Source organism: Dactylosporangium sp. NPDC049525 (genome assembly GCF_040676755.1).
Classification (GTDB): Bacteria; Actinomycetota; Actinomycetes; order Mycobacteriales; family Micromonosporaceae; genus Dactylosporangium.
In genome coordinates this window covers 136,539-150,961 of the sequence record NZ_JBFAPO010000016.1, presented here as the reverse complement: position 1 = coordinate 150,961, position 14,423 = coordinate 136,539, and the positions used below count along the sequence as shown (strand labels likewise).

16 protein-coding genes and 1 pseudogene are annotated in these 14,423 nt (G+C 69.8%); 6 read left to right on the top strand and 11 right to left on the bottom strand.

The genetic code is table 11. From position 1 onward, the window contains the following. Positions 1 to 11: 11 nt before the first annotated feature. Both AB0K00_RS23820 and AB0K00_RS23815 read right to left on the bottom strand, forming a co-directional pair. Positions 12 to 752: an enoyl-CoA hydratase/isomerase family protein gene (locus AB0K00_RS23820; RefSeq protein WP_363523679.1), complete on the bottom strand. Its 741-nt coding sequence runs from the start codon at positions 750 to 752 to the stop codon at positions 12 to 14. Beyond that, a complete protein-coding gene (locus AB0K00_RS23815) occupies positions 749 to 973 on the bottom strand; it encodes a helix-turn-helix domain-containing protein (protein ID WP_033359767.1) in 225 nt (74 codons plus the stop codon). Before AB0K00_RS23815 ends, AB0K00_RS23820 begins: the two co-directional genes overlap by 4 nt. A 714-nt stretch (positions 974 to 1,687) precedes the next feature. Between AB0K00_RS23815 and AB0K00_RS23810 the strand changes: the two genes are divergently transcribed. Further along, positions 1,688 to 2,443 carry a hypothetical protein gene (locus tag AB0K00_RS23810; RefSeq protein ID WP_363523678.1) on the top strand — a complete coding sequence of 252 codons (756 nt, stop codon included), beginning with the start codon at positions 1,688 to 1,690 and terminating at the stop codon, positions 2,441 to 2,443. A 4-nt stretch (positions 2,444 to 2,447) separates the two neighbouring features. Here AB0K00_RS23810 and AB0K00_RS23805 read toward each other — a convergent pair whose 3' ends face one another. Beyond that, complete coding sequence (locus AB0K00_RS23805; RefSeq protein ID WP_363523677.1) at positions 2,448 to 4,046, bottom strand: ABC-F family ATP-binding cassette domain-containing protein; 1,599 nt, start codon at positions 4,044 to 4,046, stop codon at positions 2,448 to 2,450. A gap of 211 nt (positions 4,047 to 4,257) precedes the next feature. Between AB0K00_RS23805 and AB0K00_RS23800 the strand changes: the two genes are divergently transcribed. The 5 genes from AB0K00_RS23800 (at position 4,258) to AB0K00_RS23780 (ending at position 7,679) form a co-directional block, all read left to right on the top strand. Beyond that, the gene (locus AB0K00_RS23800; RefSeq protein WP_363523676.1) at positions 4,258 to 5,205 is read left to right on the top strand and encodes a neutral zinc metallopeptidase; all 948 of its coding nucleotides are present in this window, start codon (positions 4,258 to 4,260) and stop codon (positions 5,203 to 5,205) included. Continuing rightward, positions 5,202 to 5,876 (top strand): DNA alkylation repair protein, encoded by a 675-nt coding sequence (locus AB0K00_RS23795; protein ID WP_363523675.1) that lies wholly within the window; start codon positions 5,202 to 5,204, stop codon positions 5,874 to 5,876. Before AB0K00_RS23800 ends, AB0K00_RS23795 begins: the two co-directional genes overlap by 4 nt. Before the next feature lie 142 nt (positions 5,877 to 6,018). Continuing rightward, positions 6,019 to 6,618: a LysE family transporter gene (locus tag AB0K00_RS23790; RefSeq protein WP_363523730.1), complete on the top strand. Its 600-nt coding sequence runs from the start codon at positions 6,019 to 6,021 to the stop codon at positions 6,616 to 6,618. A 30-nt stretch (positions 6,619 to 6,648) separates the two neighbouring features. Continuing rightward, complete coding sequence (locus AB0K00_RS23785) at positions 6,649 to 7,137, top strand: sigma-70 family RNA polymerase sigma factor (RefSeq protein ID WP_363523674.1); 489 nt, start codon at positions 6,649 to 6,651, stop codon at positions 7,135 to 7,137. Next, a complete protein-coding gene (locus AB0K00_RS23780; RefSeq protein ID WP_363523673.1) occupies positions 7,134 to 7,679 on the top strand; it encodes a permease-like cell division protein FtsX in 546 nt (181 codons plus the stop codon). The genes AB0K00_RS23785 and AB0K00_RS23780 overlap by 4 nt, the downstream gene beginning before the upstream one ends. On the opposite strand, the pseudogene AB0K00_RS23775 reads toward AB0K00_RS23780, so the two are convergent. The 8 genes and pseudogenes from AB0K00_RS23775 to AB0K00_RS23740 form a co-directional block, all read right to left on the bottom strand. After that, positions 7,676 to 7,990, bottom strand: a pseudogene (locus tag AB0K00_RS23775) (metal-sulfur cluster assembly factor); the annotation flags it as partial. The gene AB0K00_RS23780 and the pseudogene AB0K00_RS23775 overlap by 4 nt on opposite strands. An 8-nt stretch (positions 7,991 to 7,998) precedes the next feature. Next, on the bottom strand, positions 7,999 to 8,463 hold the full coding sequence (gene sufU, locus AB0K00_RS23770; protein WP_363523672.1) for a Fe-S cluster assembly sulfur transfer protein SufU: 465 nt from the start codon (positions 8,461 to 8,463) through the stop codon (positions 7,999 to 8,001). Beyond that, positions 8,460 to 9,707, bottom strand: a complete 1,248-nt coding sequence (locus tag AB0K00_RS23765) for a cysteine desulfurase (RefSeq protein WP_363523671.1) — start codon at positions 9,705 to 9,707, stop codon at positions 8,460 to 8,462. Before AB0K00_RS23765 ends, sufU begins: the two co-directional genes overlap by 4 nt. A gap of 7 nt (positions 9,708 to 9,714) precedes the next feature. Beyond that, positions 9,715 to 10,491 (bottom strand): Fe-S cluster assembly ATPase SufC, encoded by a 777-nt coding sequence (sufC, locus tag AB0K00_RS23760; protein ID WP_363523670.1) that lies wholly within the window; start codon positions 10,489 to 10,491, stop codon positions 9,715 to 9,717. After that, positions 10,488 to 10,814 carry a non-heme iron oxygenase ferredoxin subunit gene (locus tag AB0K00_RS23755; protein WP_363523669.1) on the bottom strand — a complete coding sequence of 109 codons (327 nt, stop codon included), beginning with the start codon at positions 10,812 to 10,814 and terminating at the stop codon, positions 10,488 to 10,490. Before AB0K00_RS23755 ends, sufC begins: the two co-directional genes overlap by 4 nt. After that, positions 10,811 to 11,953, bottom strand: coding sequence for a Fe-S cluster assembly protein SufD (sufD, locus tag AB0K00_RS23750; RefSeq protein WP_363523668.1), 1,143 nt, complete (start codon positions 11,951 to 11,953; stop codon positions 10,811 to 10,813). The genes AB0K00_RS23755 and sufD overlap by 4 nt, the downstream gene beginning before the upstream one ends. Positions 11,954 to 12,121: 168 nt before the next feature. After that, the gene (gene sufB, locus AB0K00_RS23745; RefSeq protein ID WP_363523667.1) at positions 12,122 to 13,528 is read right to left on the bottom strand and encodes a Fe-S cluster assembly protein SufB; all 1,407 of its coding nucleotides are present in this window, start codon (positions 13,526 to 13,528) and stop codon (positions 12,122 to 12,124) included. Continuing rightward, positions 13,525 to 14,256 carry an ArsR family transcriptional regulator gene (locus AB0K00_RS23740; protein WP_363523729.1) on the bottom strand — a complete coding sequence of 244 codons (732 nt, stop codon included), beginning with the start codon at positions 14,254 to 14,256 and terminating at the stop codon, positions 13,525 to 13,527. The genes sufB and AB0K00_RS23740 overlap by 4 nt, the downstream gene beginning before the upstream one ends. Positions 14,257 to 14,423: the final 167 nt, after the last annotated feature.

Here is a 14,423-nt window from a genome sequence, read left to right as displayed (position 1 = left end):
ACGACAAAAACTTATTCGCCCGCGCCCGCCAGATCCTGGATCCGCCGGACCTGCGCGGCCCGCTCGACCGCCTCCTGCTGGGCGAAGGTGTGCCCGCCGGCCGCGGCGATCAGCGCCTTGATCTCCACGACCGCGTCCCGCGAACCCGCGAGGACGGCCGCGGTCAGGTCACTCACGGCGTCGGAGAGCGCGGAGAACGGCACCACCACGTTGGCGAGACCGATCTGCGAGGCCTCGGCGGCCGGCACGCGCCGGCCGGTCACGCACAGCTCCAGGGCTCGCGCATAACCGACCAGCTCGACGAGCCGCTTCGTGCCCCCGAGGTCCGGGACGAGCCCGAGCGTGACCTCGGCCATGCAGAACTTGACGTCCTCGGCCACGACCCGGAAGTCACAGGCGAGGGCGAGCTGGAAACCGGCGCCGATGGCGTGGCCGTGCACCGCCGCGATCGAGATGAGCGACGGCTGCCGCAGCCACGCGAACGCCTCCTGATATTGCGCGATCTGCGCTTCGGAGACGCCGCCGAGCATCGTCGCGGCCACCGAGGTGTCGAGCCCGGCTGAGAAGGCCCGCCCGGATCCGCGGACGATCACCACCCGCACGTCGCCCGGCAGTGACCGGCCGAACGCGCGGAGGTCGGTCCACAACGCTGGGGTCTGGGCGTTGAGGACCTCGGGCCGGTCCAACGTCACCGTCGCAACCGGCCCATCGACGTCGAAACGAGCCTCTCCCGACGTGGGAGTGGCGTTCACGCCTTCTTGCGGCGCCGGGCACCGCCACGCTGACGAAGCTGAACGCCAGATTCGGTCAGCACCCGGTGCACGAATCCATAGGAACGACCGGTGGAAGCGGCGAGCGCGCGGATACTCTCACCGTTGGTGTACCGCTTCACGAGGTCCTTCGCCAGTGTCTGCCTTTCGGCGCCGACGATCCGGCGACCCTTCTCGGTGCTGGTGGTGGCGGTGGCTGCCATGCTGATCCCTCACGTCCCAGACAGAGCGGTTGGTGCGGTCCCACCTATTAGACCGCCTCGAACGATCATGCGCTAGATATCGACGGCACGCCAACCGACACGCACAGCATTGTCGCCTACCCGATACCGTGATGCGCCGTGATGAGCGAACCCCCCACCGACCGACCATGGACTGCGCATCGTGAGCGTCGCGATGCGCTCTGTTGGGTTGTCCTCGGCCTGTGCGGACTCGCGCTCGCCGCGCTTGCGGTGCAGCTCGACGCCCGTCTGGGCACCGCCAGCGCCCCCTTCCTCGGCAGGTACAAGATCAGGGTCGGGCCGGGCAGCGTGCTGGCGCCACTGGTGGCCGCGGCGGTACTGTGGTCTGCGTCACGTGGCGCCATCCAGCGACGATCATGGCGAAAAATTCAGCTATTCGGGTACATCGCCGGCCTGACGTGGGCTATCGCTTTGGCGCTTGTCGATGGCTGGTCGGGTCTTACGAAAGCTCTGGGCTCGCCGGAGGAATACCTGGGTGATGTAAGGCGGGTGGGTGCCGATCCGCTGGCATACCTCAGACATTTCACGGCCGACGCACCGGCGCACTCCGTCGCCTCCCGGGGCCATCCGCCGGGTCCCGTACTGTTTTTGTGGCTGGCCGACCAAATCGGTGTCGACAACCACGTCGTCCTCGGATTCCTGATCACCGCCCTATCGGCGCTGACGATTCCGTTGGTGTTGTCGGCGGTCCGCGACTCGGTCGGCGAACCGGCCGCCCGGCGGTACCTGCCGGTGCTCGTGCTGGCCCCGTACGCGATCTGGGTGGCGGTGAGCCTCGACGGCCTGGTCGCCACGCTCGGCGCCGCGGCCATCGTCGCGGGCCTGCGCGCCAGCCGCACCAGGGTTCGCAGGCTGCAGGCCACGGCGTGGGCCCTCGCCGCCGGCCTGCTGACCGGTGTCGCGGCGCTGTTCTCGTACTCCGCGCCGTGGCTGGGCCTGTCGATCGTGTTCATCTACTTCGCCAGACGGCGGGCGTTCCTGAACGTGGTCACGGGCATCGGCGCACTCGCGCCCGTCCTGACCGCGCAGCTGCTCGGCTTCAGCTGGGCCGACGGCCTGGTCACCGCGGAGACCGACTACGCCAGCCGGGTCGCGCCCTACCGGTCGGTGCTGTGGTGGAGCGCGATCAGCGTGGTCGTGCTGCTGCTGGCCACCGGGCCGGCGATCGTCGCCAGCGCGCGCAAGGTCCGCAACACCGCCGCCTGGCCGTTCCTGGTGGGCGCCGGCGCGGCCGTGGTGTTCTCCATCGCGGCCGGCCTGGCCCGCGGCGGCGTCGAGCACGCCTGGCTGCCGTTCTTCCCGTGGCTGACCGTCGCCGCGGTGGCGCCCGAGAAGCCCGGCGGCGAGCTGCCCCCGACCCCGCTGCTGCTCACGGCAGTGGGGGCAGTCCTCGCGATCGTCGTGGAGGCCCTGCTGATAACACCCTGGTAAGGGCTCAGGCGAGCTCGACCAGTTCGAGGAGGTCGTCGCTCCACGCGTCCTCGACGCCGTCGGGCAGCAGGATCGCCCGGTCCGGCTTGAGCGCCGTTACCGCGCCCGGGTCGTGCGTGACGAGCACGATCGCCCCCGGGTAGCGCGCGATCGCGTCCAGGACCTGCTCCCGGCTGATCGGGTCGAGGTTGTTCGTCGGCTCGTCGAGCAGCAGCACGTTGGCGCCGGAGCAGACCAGCGTCGCCAGGGCGAGCCGGGTCTTCTCCCCGCCGGACAGCACCCCGGCGGGCTTGTCGACGTCGTCGCCGGTGAACAGGAACGCGCCGAGGATCTTGCGCAGCTCGGTGTCGTTCTGGTCCGGGGCGGCGGAGCGCATCAGCTCCAGGATGGTCCGGTCGACGTCGAGCTGCTCGTGCTCCTGGGCGTAGTACCCGCGCTGCAGGCCGTGCCCCTCGTGCACCTCACCGCTGTCCGGCGAGAGCTCCCCGGCCAGCATCCGCAGCAGCGTGGTCTTGCCGGCGCCGTTGAGCCCGAGGATCGCCACCCGGGAGCCGCGGTCGACGGCCACGTCGACGTCCATGAAGATCTCGAGCGACCCGTACGACTTCGACAGCCCGGACGCCGTCAGCGGGGTCTTGCCGCACGGCTTCGGGTTGGGGAAGCGCACCTTCGCGACCCTGTCGGAGACCCGGACCTCTTCGAGATCGCCCAGCATGCGCTCGGCCCGGCGGGCCATGTTCTGCGCGGCGATGGTCTTGGTGGCCTTGGCCCGCATCTTGTCCGCCTGCGCGAACAGGGCGCCGGCCTTCTTCTCCGCGTTGGCCCGCTCGCGCTTGCGGCGCTTCTCGTCGGTCTCGCGCTGCTGCTGGTACAGCTTCCAGTTCAGGTTGTAGAAGTCGATCGTGGCGCGGTTGGCATCGAGGTACCACACCTTGTTGACGATCGCGTCGAGCATGTCGACGTCGTGGGAGATGACGACCAGGCCGCCCTTGTGGCTGGACAGGAAGTTCCGCAGCCAGGTGATGGAGTCCGAGTCGAGGTGGTTGGTCGGCTCGTCCAGCAGCAGGATGCCGCCGCCGGTCGCGGCCGCGTCGCGGAACAGGATGCGGGCCAGCTCGATGCGGCGCCGCTGACCGCCGGACAGCGTGCCGATGGTCTGCGCGAGGACCCGGTCGGGCAGGCCCAGGTTGGCACAGATCCGGGCGGCCTCGGCCTCGGCCGCGTAACCGCCGAGCCCGGCGAACTGGTCCTCGAGCTGCCCGTACCGCCGGATCAGCCGGTCGTCATCGCCCAGACGAGCCTCGAGGGCCTTCATCTCGGCATAGATGGTGTCCAGGCCGCGGGCGGACAGGACCCGGTCGCGGGCGGTCACCTCAAGGTCGCCGGTGCGCGGGTCCTGCGGCAGGTAGCCGACGGGGCCACGGCTGTCCACCAGACCCGCGTGCGGGGTGCCCTCACCCGCGAGGACCTTGAGGGTGGTGGTCTTCCCGGCACCGTTGCGGCCGACGAGACCGATGCGGTCGCCGGGCTGGATGCGGAGGTTGATGTCGCTGAGGAGGATGCGCGCGCCCGCGCGCAGCTCAAGACCCGTGGTCGTGATCACAGGAAGGACTCGCTCTCGAAATATTCAAAGGGAAGGTGGACAGACTCCAGGTTCAGAACTGGGGTCACTCCCTCTGAGTACGAGTCACCCGCATATCGTACCGTGCGCACCGCGCAGGACCGCCACACGATTACGTCACAAGATCATCGGGTACCGGTCGGAGCAGACACCGGTCGATCCCGCAAGGTCCCCCCGTACGAAGAGGTGTGCCATGGAGTTCAACGACGATGCCGACCTCGACAGCAGCCAGGTCAACGACCTGCGCGGGTCGACCAGTGGTGGCGGCGGTGGCGGTGGCGGCGGTATCGGCGGCATCCCCATCCCCATCGGTGGGGGCGGCAAGATGGGCCTCATCATCACCCTGATCGTGCTCGCGCTGGTGATCTGCGGCGGCGGCGGCCTCTTCGGCAGCGGCATCCTCGGCGGCGGGGGCGGCGGCGACCAGCAGGCCGACAACTCCGACATCGAGAAGCGCTGCGACAAGTCCAACAAGGACCGGTTCAACGACGCCGACTGCCGCAACCTGCTCTACATCAACTCCGTCCAGGCGTACTGGAAGACCGAGATGCCGCTGGCGTTCGGCAAGGAGTACCAGCCGGTGAAGACGAACTACTTCAACGGCGCCGTCAACACCGGCTGCGGCCAGGCCGACTCCGGCGTCGGGCCGTTCTACTGCCCCACCGACAGCCAGGTGTACATCGACCTCACCTTCTACAACGAGCTCTCCAGCCGCTTCGGGGCCAAGGGCGAGTTCGCCGCGCCGTACGTGATCGCGCACGAGTACGGCCACCACATCCAGAACCTGCTCGGCACCAACGCCAAGGTCCAGCAGGGCGACACCGGCCCCACGTCGGGCTCGGTGCGCCTGGAGCTGCAGGCCGACTGCTACGCCGGGACCTGGGCCTTCCACGCCACGGAGACCAAGGACAAAGAGGGCGACGCGGTGCTCTTCAAGAGCATCACCCAGCAGGACATCGATGAGGCGCTGGAAGCGGCCCAGGCGATCGGCGACGACACCATCCAGAAGAAGTCCGGCAGCGGCGTGAACCCCGACGCGTTCACCCACGGCACGTCCGCGCAGCGCCAGAAGTGGTTCAAGATCGGCTTCGACAAGGGCGACCCGAAGCAGTGCGACACGTTCGCCACCAGCAGCCTGTGACGCAAGCACGTCTGATCGACGACCTCGCCGCGGTCTACCGGGAGCACGCAGCCCCCGGTCAGGCCGCGGCGATGCGCGCGTACATGCGGGACCAGTTCGAGTTCCTCGGCCTGCCGAGCCCGCTGCGGCGGCAGTTGGCCAGGCCGTTCCTGACGGCGCCGGGCGACCCCCTGGAAGTCGCGCAGGCATGCTGGGAGCTGCCGGAGCGGGAGTTCCAGTACTTCGCCTGCGATTTGCTGACCCGCCACGCGAAGACGCTCACCCCGGCCGCCCTGCCGACCCTGCGGACGCTCATCACCACGAAATCGTGGTGGGACACCGTCGACGCGCTCGCCGCCAACGTCGTCGGCCCCGTCGTCAGCGGCGATCAGACCCCGATGGACGCCTGGGCCGCCGACGACGACCTGTGGGTGGCGCGCACCGCGATCCTGCACCAGCTGCGGTACCGCGCCGCCACGGACGCCGAGCGGCTCTTCGCGTACTGCACCCGATGGCGGCACGAACAGGACTTCTTCATCCGCAAGGGGATCGGCTGGGCGCTGCGTGAATACGCGAAGACCGACCCTGCCGCGGTCCGCCGCTACGTCGCCGACCACCCGGACCTGTCCGGATTGTCCCAGCGGGAGGCGCTGAAAAATATCGGTCGCGACGGGGAGCAGCCGTCGGCATGATGCTCGCCATGAGCCGATGCCGACCCGCCGCAGTCCCCGCCCCCGCCGGCGAAGGGACCATGCGACAGGCCGGCACCCCGACGGAGGCGAGCCGCAAGCAGCGCTCGTGATCCCCGGCCTCGGCGAGATCATCCTCTCGGGGATGCTCGCCGGTTACGGGGTGGCGGTCCCGGTCGGTGCCATCGGCGCCCTGATCGCCGGCCTCGCCGCCCGCTCCGGCTGGAGGACCGGCGCCGGCGCCGCGCTGGGCGTCGCCACCGCCGACGGGATCTATGCGGTCGTCGCGGTCCTCGGCGGCGCCGCCCTCGCGGGGCTGATCGCACCGATCTCGACGCCTCTGCGTTGGGTCGCGGCGGTGGTACTCCTGGCGCTCGCCGCCAAGACCGCCGTCGACGCACTCAGGCACCGTCGCGACGCGGCGCGGGCCCGCGACACCGACGGCAGGATGAGCCGCCCGGCCGGCGCGTATTTCGCGCTGCTCGGCCTCACCCTGCTCAACCCGGCGACCATCGTCTACTTCGGTGCGCTGGTCCTCGGCCGGCGCGCCGACGACGGCCTGTCCGCCGCGGGCGAGACCGTGTGGGTCCTGGCCGCGTTCGTGGCGTCGGCGAGCTGGCAGCTGCTGATCGCCGGTGGTGGCACCCTGCTCGGGAAGGTGCTCACCAGCCCGCGCGGCCGGCTGTGGACCGCGCTGACGTCGAGCGCGGTCATCGCGGTTCTGGCAGTCATCCTGGTGCTGTGACCTTTCCCCGCCGTCGGACGTGATGTCTGCATGAGGGATGCCGACGGGTTCGCCGAGTGTTACGCGCTGCAGTTCCGGCCGATAGCCGCACAGCTCAGCGTGTACCTCGGCGACCTCGACGAGGCACGTGACCTGACCCAGGAGGCGTTCGTGCGCGCCTGGCAGCGCTGGGACCGCATCAGCCGATACGAGGAGCCCGCCGCCTGGATCCGCCGGGTGGCGTGGAACCTCGCCACGTCCCGCCTGCGCCGCCTGCGCACCGCGCTGCGGCACCAGGGCATGCTGCGGGTCGAGCCGATGCCCGAACCGGGCGAGCACGGCGTGGCGATCCGGGACGCGCTCACGGACCTGCCCGACGGGCAGCGTCGGGCGGTGGTGCTGCACTACCTGGTCGGGTTGCCGGTGGCCGAGGTCGCGGAGCTGTGCCGGGTCCGTGAGGGCACCGTCCGCACGTGGCTGTACCGGGCCCGGCACTCCCTCGCCGCCAGTCTCCACGACTATCGAGAGGTGCCACGGTGACACACGATCTGCGGGACGCGCTGCGTGCCGAATACGAACTGGCCCACGACGCGATCCGGCCCGACGGGGTGGCCGCGGTCCGCGCGACCGCGAGCCGGCAACGGCGCCGGCAGGCCCTCGCCGGGGCGGCCGCGCTGGCCGTAGCGCTGTCCGGTGGGGTGGCCGCGTGGCGGCTCGCGCCGGGCGACGACCCGCCGCAGGTGGTCGCCGACAGCTGCGGCCGGCCCGGCGTCGACGTGGCGGTGTTCCTCCGCATGAACATCACCGACGAGCAGGCCATCGAGCTCGACCGGACGCTGCGGAACTCCCCCGAGGTCTACTGCCTGGTCTTCGAGACCAAGGACGAGGCCTGGGAGCATTTCAAGCGCGCGTTCAGCGACGCGCCGGACCTCGTCGCGGCGACGAAGCCCGACCAGATCCTGGAGAACTACCGGTTCCGGGTCGCGAAGGCCGCGGAGTCCGACGTGATCGAGCAGAGGATCCGCGCGATCGGGGAGATCGTGGAGTACCTCTGCTCCTGCCCGACGGCCAAACCCCGCTAGACGTTGAAGCCGAGGGCACGCAGCTGGTCGCGGCCCTCGTCGCTGATCTTGTCCGGGCCCCACGGCGGCAGCCACACCCAGTTGATCCGGATGTCGCTGACCAGACCGCCGCCCGGGCCGGTGGTCAGCGCCTGACGGGTCTGGTCCTCGATGACGTCGGTCAGCGGGCAGGCCGCGGACGTCAGTGTCATGTCGAGGGTCGCGACGTTCTCCTCGTCGACGTGGATGCCATACACGAGGCCCAGGTCGACGACGTTGATCCCCAGCTCGGGGTCGACGACGTCCTTCATCGCCTCTTCGATGTCGGCGAGCACCGCGGTCATGCCTTCTCCTCGTCTGGGCCTTCTTCAGCAACAACTGCCCTGGTGAGCGCGTCCTTGTATGCCATCCATGGCAGCAACGCGCACTTGACCCGGGCAGGGTATTTCGCCACGCCGGCGAACGCCACCGCGTCCTCCAGCAACTCCTCGTCCGGCTCGACCTGGCCGCGGCCGCCCATGAGCTCGGCGAACGCCTCATGCCTGCGCAGCGAGTCCTGCACGGTGCCGCCCTTGAGCAGCTCGTGCAGGATGCTCGCGGAGGCCTGGCTGATCGAGCAGCCCATGCCCTCGTAGGAGACGTCCGCGACGGTGTCGCCCTTGATCGACACGCGCAGCGTCACCTCGTCACCGCAGGTCGGGTTGACGTGGTGGGCCTCCGCGTCGAACGGCTCGCGCAGGCCACGGCCGTGCGGCCGCTTGTAATGATCCAGGATGATCTCCTGGTAGAGCTGGTCGAGCTTCATGCGAAGACCTTCCGCACCCGCTCCAGCCCGCGCACCAGCGCGTCGATCTCGGCCGTCGTCGTGTACAGGTAGAACGACGCCCGCGTGGTCGCCGGCACGCCGAAGCGCACGCAGGTGGGCCGCGCGCAGTGGTGCCCGACCCGGACCTGCACGCCCTCGTCGTCGAGGATCTGCCCGACGTCGTGCGGGTGGATCCCGTCGACGGTGAAGGAGATCGTCGCCCCGCGGTCGGCGGTGTCCGTCGGCCCGATGACCCGCACGTCCGGCGTCGCGGCGAGGGCGTCGAGAGCGTAGGCGGTGAGCTGCTTCTCGTACACCTGGATCGCGTCCATGCCGACGGCCGTCAGGTAGTCCACGGCGGCGCCGAGCCCGACCGCCTCCGCGATCGGCGGGGTGCCGGCCTCGAAGCGGGCCGGGGGCGGCATGAACGTCGAGCCGGTCATCGCCACCGTCTCGATCATCGAGCCGCCGCCCAGGAACGGGGGCATGGCGTCGAGCAGCTCGAAGCGTCCCCACAGGGCGCCGATGCCGGTCGGGCCGAGCATCTTGTGCCCGGTGAACGCGACGAAGTCGGCGCCGAGCGCGGTCACGTCGACGGGGATGTGCGGCACCGACTGGGAGCCGTCCAGCAGCACCAGCGCGCCGACCTGCCGGGCCCGGGCGACGAGGACGTCGACGGGGTTGATCGTGCCGAGCAGGTTGGAGTAGTGCACCACCGACACGAGCTTCGTGCGCTCGTTGATCAGCTCCTCGAGCTGGGACAGGTCGAGCCGGCCCTCGTCGGTGAGCCCGAACCAGCGCAGCGTCGCGCCGGTGCGCTGCGCGAGCAGCTGCCACGGCACGATGTTGGAGTGGTGCTCCATCTCGGTGATCACGATCTCGTCACCGGGTCCGAGGCGCAGGCGCGGGTCCTGCGCACCGGCGGTGAAGGAGTGCGCGACGAGGTTGATCGCCTCGGTCGAGTTCTTCGTGAACACGATCTCGGCCGCGGTGCCCGCCCCGACGAACGCCGCGACCTTCTCGCGGGCGCCCTCGAACGCCTCGGTCGCCTCGGTGCCGAGCGTGTGCACGGACCGGGCGACGTTGGCGTTGTGCAGCTCGTAGTGTTCCCGGACCGCGTCGATCACCTGGCGAGGCTTCTGCGACGTGTTCCCGGAGTCGAGGTAGACGAGCGGGTTGCCGTTGACCTCCCGATCCAGGATCGGGAAGTCCTTGCGTACCGCGTCAACATCCAGCGCGTTCATAATTCCCCTATGCGTGGGTCGCGGGTCCCGCACCCGCCAGGTAGCGCTCGTAGCCTTCGGCCTCGAGCTGCTCTGCGAGCTCCGGCCCGCCCTCTTCGACGATGCGGCCACCGACGAAGACGTGGACGTGGTCGGGCTTGATGTACCGGAGGATCCGGGTGTAGTGCGTGATGAGCAGCAGGCCGGTGTCGCCCGACTCGCGGACCCGGTTGACGCCCTCGCTGACGACGCGCAGCGCGTCGATGTCGAGGCCGGAGTCGGTCTCGTCGAGCACCGCGATCTTCGGCTTGAGCAGCTCCAGCTGCATGATCTCGTGGCGCTTCTTCTCACCGCCGGAGAAGCCCTCGTTGACGTTGCGCTGGGCGAACGCCGGGTCCATCTGCAGCTTCTCCATGGCGCCGCGCAGCTCGCCGGCCCAGGTGCGCAGCTTCGGCGCCTCGCCGTCGATCGCGGTCTTCGCCGTGCGCAGGAAGTTGGCGACGGAGACGCCGGGGACCTCGACCGGATACTGCATGGCGAGGAACAGCCCGGCGCGGGCGCGCTCGTCGACGGTCATCTGCAGGACGTCCTGCCCGTCGAGGACCACGCTGCCGCCGGTGACCTGGTAGCGCGGGTGACCGGCGATCGAATACGCCAGGGTGGACTTGCCGGAGCCGTTGGGGCCCATGATGGCGTGGGTCTCCCCCGCCCGGACGGTCAGATCGACCCCGGCGAGGATCGGCTTCAGCTCGCCGTCGGGCAGCTTCACCGACACCTGCAGGTTGCTGATCTCCAGCGTGCTCACTGCGTCACTCCATTACTGGGATTCAAGTCGATGTACACGTCGCCGTCGCGGATCTCGACGGGGTAGACCGGGACCGGTTCGGTCGCCGGCAGGCCGCTCGGCTCGCCGGTGCGCAGGTCGAAGCGCGAGCCGTGCAGCCAGCACTCCAGGGTGCAGCCGTCGACCTCGCCCTCGGACAGCGCGACCGCGGCGTGCGAGCACTCGTCATAGGCGGCGTAGAAGTTGTCGTCATCGGCATGGACGAGCGCGATCTCGGTCCCTTCGACCTCGAACTGCTGCACCGTCCCCTTCGCCACGTCCGCGACCGCACATACTTTGATCACGTGCCGGCCGCCTCGAGCCGAGAGTCGATGACCTCACCCAGCCGGTCGCGCAGCGACTCGACCGGGATCTTGTGCAGCAGCTCGGCGAAGAAGCCGCGAACCACGAGCTTGCGGGCCTGGTCGTCCGGGATGCCCCGGGACATCAGGTAGAACAGCTGCTCGTCGTCGAAGCGCCCGGTGGTGCTGGCGTGACCGGCGCCGACGACCTCGCCGGTCTCGATCTCCAGGTTGGGCACCGAGTCGGCGCGCGCCCCGTCGGTCAGCACCAGGTTGCGGTTGATCTCATACGTGTCGGTGCCGGTCGCCTCGGCGCGGATGAGCACGTCGCCGACCCACACGGTGTGCGAGTCCTGGCCCTGCAGCGCGCCCCGGTAGGACACGAAGCTGCGGCAGTCCGGCACCGAGTGGTCGACCAGCAGCCGGTGCTCCAGGTGCTGGCCGGCGTCGGCGAAGTAGAGCCCGAACGCGTCGATCTCGCCGCCCCGGCCGGTGTAGTCGACGCTGGTGTACTGCCGCACGACGTTGCCGCCGAGCGTCACCTGGATGTGCGTGACCTTGGCGTCGCGGCCGAGCCGGAACCGGATGTGCTGCGCCTGGACGGCGTCGGTGTCCCAGTCGGTGACGGTGACCAGGGTGAGCCGGGCCGCGTCGCCGACGAGCACCTCGACGTTGTCGGCGAGGGTGACCGAGCCGACCTGCTCCAGCACGACGGTCGCCTCGGCGAGCCGGCCGACCTCGACCACGGTGTGGCCGAACGCGACCTCGGTGGTGGTGCCGACCAGCCGCACCACGGCGGCGGTCTCCAGCACGGCGTTCGCCGCGACGGACACGACCAGCGCGTCGGCGGCCGAGCCGGCGGCGAGCGCGCTGATCCGGTCGAACGGGGTCAGCGCCGAGCCGACCCGCGGGTCGGTGCGGTCGACGGTCACGACGGTCACGCCCGCGGGCAGCTCACCGGCCTCGACCTTCGGCGCCGCGACGCCCGCTTCGGTGACCGCCGTCGCGAGGCCGCGAAGGCGCTTGAGCGGGGTGAACCGCCACTCCTCCTCCCGGCCGGTGAGGGCCGGGAAGTCCGCGACGTCGAACGATCGGACCTGCTGCGCGCGGGTCTTCGGTGGAACCAGTACGGGGGCGCTCATTCCGCCGCCTCCGCTTCGCTCCAGCGTCGGCCTGAGCCAAAACTGACACACCATGAGCGGCCCGAGCCGCTTCGCTGGCCGCTCATTCCGCCGCCTCCGCTTCGCTCCAGCGTCGGCCTGAGCCAAAACTGACACACGATGAGCGGCCCGAGCCGCTTCGCTGGCCGCTCATCCGACCGCGCCCTCCATCTGCATCTCGATGAGCCGGTTGAGCTCCAACGCATACTCCATGGGCAGTTCCTTGGCGATCGGCTCGATGAAGCCGCGCACGATCATCGCCATCGCCTCGTCCTCGGTGAGGCCGCGGGACATCAGGTAGAACAGCTGGTCGTCGCTGATCTTCGAGACGGTCGCCTCGTGCCCCATCGACACGTCGTCCTCGCGGATGTCGACGTAGGGATACGTGTCGGAGCGGGAGATCGTGTCGACGAGCAGCGCGTCGCACTTCACCGTCGAGCGGGAGTGGTGCGAGCCCTCCAGGACCTGGACCAGGCCACGGTAGGAGGTGCGGCCGCCGCCACGGGCGATCGACTTCGACACGATGGTCGAGGACGTGTGCGGCGCGGCGTGCACCATCTTGGCGCCGGCGTCCTGGTGCTGGCCCTCGCCGGCCATCGCGACCGACATGACCTCACCCTTGGCGTGCTCGCCGATCATGTAGACCGCCGGGTACTTCATGGTGACCTTGGAGCCGAGGTTGCCGTCGATCCACTCCATCGTCGCGCCCTCGTGGCACACGGCGCGCTTGGTGACCAGGTTGTAGACGTTGGTCGACCAGTTCTGGATCGTGGTGTAGCGGCAGCGCCCGCCCTTCTTCACGATGATCTCCACGACCGCGGAGTGCAGCGAGTCCGAGGAGTAGATCGGCGCGGTGCAGCCCTCGACGTAGTGGACGTAGGCGTCCTCGTCGACGATGATCAGCGTCCGCTCGAACTGGCCCATGTTCTCGGTGTTGATCCGGAAGTAGGCCTGCAGCGGGATCTCCACCTTCACGCCCTTGGGCACGTAGATGAAGCTGCCGCCGGACCACACCGAGGTGTTGAGCGCGGCGAACTTGTTGTCGCCGACCGGGATCACGGTGCCGAAGTACTCCTTGAACACGTCCTCGTGCTCGCGCAGCGCGGTGTCCGTGTCGAGGAAGAGCACGCCCTGCTCCTCAAGGTCCTCGCGGATCTTGTGGTAGACGACCTCCGACTCGTACTGCGCGGCGACGCCGGCGACGAGACGCTGCTTCTCCGCCTCGGGGATGCCGAGCCGGTCATAGGTGCTCTTGATGTCGTCCGGGAGGTCTTCCCAGCTCGCCGCCTGCTTCTCGGTCGAGCGGACGAAATACTTGATGTTGTCGAAGTCGATGTGCGACAGGTCCGCGCCCCACGCCGGCATCGGCTTGCGGTCGAACAGGCGCAGGCCCTTGAGACGAAGGTCGAGCATCCACTGGGGTTCGCTCTTCTTCGCCGAGATGTCGCGCACGACGTCCTCGTTCAGGCCACGGCGTGCCGTGGCACCCGCGCTGTCCGAGTCGGCCCAGCCGTACTCGTACCGGCCGAGGCCGGCAAGCTGATCGGCAGTGGTCATCTCACGTTCCTTTGCCTATCGGGACGGACCCTATCGATTCGGCCACCGGGAACCGGTGCCGGAATGTGGGTGGTGCAGATGCCATCGCCGTTGGCGATGGTCGCGAGCCTTTGGACGTGCGTGCCGACCAGGCGGGAGATCACCTGGGTCTCGGCCTCGCACAGCTCGGAGAACTCGGCGGCGACGTGCGCCACCGGGCAGTGGTGCTGGCACAGCTGCCCGCCGGTCGCGATGGTCGTCGCGCCCGCAGCGTAGCCCTCGGCGGTCAGCGCCTTGGCGAGGGCCTCGGCCCTGGCGAGAGGGTCGTCGCCGGCCTCCGCCATCGCGGCCTTGCAGCGCTCCTCGAGCCCGGCGACCTGCGCCATGGCGAACGCGGCCACCGCGGAGGGCCCGTGGTGCTCGGCGATCCAGCGCAGCGCGGACGTGGCAAGATCGTCATAGGTGTGCGGCAGCGACTCGCGCGCCGCGGCGGTCAGCGTGAACACCCGCGCGGGCCGTCCGCGCCCACGGCGCCCACGGTCGGGGCGCTCCCGGCTCTCGACGAGCCCCTCGGCGAGCATCGCGTCGAGGTGCCGGCGGATCCCGGCCGCGCTCAGCCCGAGGGCTAGCCCCAGCTCGGTCGCCGTGGCCGACCCCTGCTGCAGCAGCAGCTCCGTGACCCGGTCACGGGTGCGCACGTCAAGCGGTGGGCACGCGTCAGCGGCGACAGACCCCTGCGCCACCTCCACGTTTTTCACAACACCAACGTTACGTAATTCGCCGGACCCTGGCAAACCGCCCCCCGGGTGATCCAACGCACGAAAGGTAAGCCTCGCCTTACTAACCTTGGGCAGCGCGGACGCGCACAGTCCTCGGCAAGCGAGCCGCCGGTCTGCCCGACGGCTCCGCGGAGCGC

Coding starts and splice junctions, on each gene's coding strand:
- sufD (WP_363523668.1), bottom strand. CDS start 11,953: ATGAGCGCCCCCGTACTGGTTCCACCGAAGACCCGCGCGCAGCAGGTC.
- AB0K00_RS23785 (WP_363523674.1), top strand. CDS start 6,649: ATGAGGGATGCCGACGGGTTCGCCGAGTGTTACGCGCTGCAGTTCCGG.
- AB0K00_RS23800 (WP_363523676.1), top strand. CDS start 4,258: ATGGAGTTCAACGACGATGCCGACCTCGACAGCAGCCAGGTCAACGAC.
- sufU (WP_363523672.1), bottom strand. CDS start 8,463: ATGAAGCTCGACCAGCTCTACCAGGAGATCATCCTGGATCATTACAAG.
- sufB (WP_363523667.1), bottom strand. CDS start 13,528: ATGACCACTGCCGATCAGCTTGCCGGCCTCGGCCGGTACGAGTACGGC.
- AB0K00_RS23765 (WP_363523671.1), bottom strand. CDS start 9,707: ATGAACGCGCTGGATGTTGACGCGGTACGCAAGGACTTCCCGATCCTG.
- AB0K00_RS23790 (WP_363523730.1), top strand. CDS start 6,019: ATGCTCGCCGGTTACGGGGTGGCGGTCCCGGTCGGTGCCATCGGCGCC.
- AB0K00_RS23815 (WP_033359767.1), bottom strand. CDS start 973: ATGGCAGCCACCGCCACCACCAGCACCGAGAAGGGTCGCCGGATCGTC.